Source organism: Arthrobacter oryzae (assembly GCF_003634095.1).
GTDB lineage: Bacteria > Actinomycetota > Actinomycetes > Actinomycetales > Micrococcaceae > Arthrobacter > Arthrobacter oryzae.
The window spans coordinates 1-2,500 of sequence record NZ_RBIR01000017.1 but is presented as its reverse complement, the minus strand read 5'-3'; the positions used below and the strand labels follow the sequence as shown (position 1 = coordinate 2,500).

Annotated in this window: 1 rRNA gene; it reads left to right on the top strand. The window is 55.2% G+C overall.

The features are described from left to right. Positions 1–2,492 (top strand): 23S ribosomal RNA (locus C8D78_RS19525); the annotation flags it as partial. Between the last annotated feature and the right edge of the window lie 8 nt (positions 2,493–2,500).

Sequence of the window (2,500 nt, the reverse complement as noted above, 5' to 3'; positions counted from 1 at the left end):
TGTAGTTGTGACGGCGTGCCTTTTGAAGAATGAGCCTGCGAGTTAGTGTTACGTCGCGAGGTTAACCCGTGTGGGGAAGCCGTAGCGAAAGCGAGTCTGAATAGGGCGTTGCAGTGGCGTGATCTAGACCCGAAGCGAAGTGATCTACCCATGGCCAGGTTGAAGCGACGGTAAGACGTCGTGGAGGACCGAACCCACTTCAGTTGAAAATGGAGGGGATGAGCTGTGGGTAGGGGTGAAAGGCCAATCAAACTTCGTGATAGCTGGTTCTCCCCGAAATGCATTTAGGTGCAGCGTTGCGTGTTTCTTACCGGAGGTAGAGCTACTGGATGGCTAATGGGCCCTACAAGGTTACTGACGTCAGCCAAACTCCGAATGCCGGTAAGTGAGAGCGCAGCAGTGAGACTGTGGGGGATAAGCTTCATAGTCGAGAGGGAAACAGCCCAGACCACCAACTAAGGCCCCTAAGCGTGTGCTAAGTGGGAAAGGATGTGGAGTTGCGAAGACAACCAGGAGGTTGGCTTAGAAGCAGCCATCCTTAAAAGAGTGCGTAATAGCTCACTGGTCAAGTGATTCCGCGCCGACAATGTAGCGGGGCTCAAGTACACCGCCGAAGTTGTGGATTTCAGACAATAGCCAAGCCCTTGTGGTTCAGGCGTCTGGAGTGGTAGGGGAGCGTCGTGTGGGCAGTGAAGTCGCGGTGTAAACCAGCGGTGGAGCCTACACGAGTGAGAATGCAGGCATGAGTAGCGAAAGACGGGTGAGAAACCCGTCCGCCGAATGATCAAGGGTTCCAGGGTCAAGCTAATCTGCCCTGGGTAAGTCGGGACCTAAGGCGAGGCCGACAGGCGTAGTCGATGGACAACGGGTTGATATTCCCGTACCGGCGAAAAACCGCCCATGCTGAACAGGGGATACTAACCGCCCGAAACCTGCCCTAGCACCCTTCGGGGTGTGTGGGTTTTGGTGGAGCGCGGGACCTGATCCTGGGAGGCAAGCGTATTAACAGGTGTGACGCAGGAAGGTAGCCAAGCCGGGCGATGGTTGTCCCGGTCTAAGGATGTAGGGCGAACGGTAGGCAAATCCGCCGTTCATGATGCCTGAGACCCGATGGGACCCCCGTATGGGGGGATTTGGTGATCCTATGCTGCCGAGAAAAGCATCGACGCGAGGTTTTAGCCGCCCGTACCCCAAACCGACACAGGTGATCAGGTAGAGAATACTAAGGCGATCGAGAGAATTATGGTTAAGGAACTCGGCAAAATGCCCCCGTAACTTCGGGAGAAGGGGGGCCCCAACCTTGATGGACACACGCTGTCCGGAGGGGATCGGGGCCGCAGAGACCAGGGGGAAGCGACTGTTTACTAAAAACACAGGTCCGTGCGAAGTCGCAAGACGATGTATACGGACTGACTCCTGCCCGGTGCTGGAAGGTTAAGAGGACCGGTTAGCCGCAAGGCGAAGCTGAGAATTTAAGCCCCAGTAAACGGCGGTGGTAACTATAACCATCCTAAGGTAGCGAAATTCCTTGTCGGGTAAGTTCCGACCTGCACGAATGGAGTAACGACTTCCCCGCTGTCTCAACCATAAACTCGGCGAAATTGCAGTACGAGTAAAGATGCTCGTTACGCGCAGCAGGACGGAAAGACCCCGAGACCTTTACTATAGTTTGGTATTGGTGTTCGGAGTGGCTTGTGTAGGATAGGTGGGAGACGTTGAAGCCCGGACGCCAGTTCGGGTGGAGTCATCGTTGAAATACCACTCTGGTCACTTTGGACATCTAACTTCGGCCCGTAATCCGGGTCAGGGACAGTGCCTGATGGGTAGTTTAACTGGGGCGGTTGCCTCCTAAAAAGTAACGGAGGCGCCCAAAGGTTCCCTCAGCCTGGTTGGCAATCAGGTGTCGAGTGTAAGTGCACAAGGGAGCTTGACTGTGAGAGAGACATCTCGAGCAGGGACGAAAGTCGGGACTAGTGATCCGGCGGTACATTGTGGAATGGCCGTCGCTCAACGGATAAAAGGTACCTCGGGGATAACAGGCTGATCTTGCCCAAGAGTCCATATCGACGGCATGGTTTGGCACCTCGATGTCGGCTCGTCGCATCCTGGGGCTGGAGTAGGTCCCAAGGGTTGGGCTGTTCGCCCATTAAAGCGGTACGCGAGCTGGGTTTAGAACGTCGTGAGACAGTTCGGTCCCTATCCGCTGCGCGCGCAGGAAATTTGAGAAGGGCTGTCCTTAGTACGAGAGGACCGGGACGGACGAACCTCTGGTGTGTCAGTTGTACTGCCAAGTGCACCGCTGATTAGCTACGTTCGGATGGGATAACCGCTGAAAGCATCTAAGCGGGAAGCTCGCTTCGAGATGAGATTTCCATACACCTTGTGTGTGAGAGGCCCCCAGCCAGACCACTGGGTTGATAGGCCGGATGTGGAAGCGAGGACTAACGACTCGTGAAGCTGACCGGTACTAATAGGCCGATAACTTACACCACACACCCTC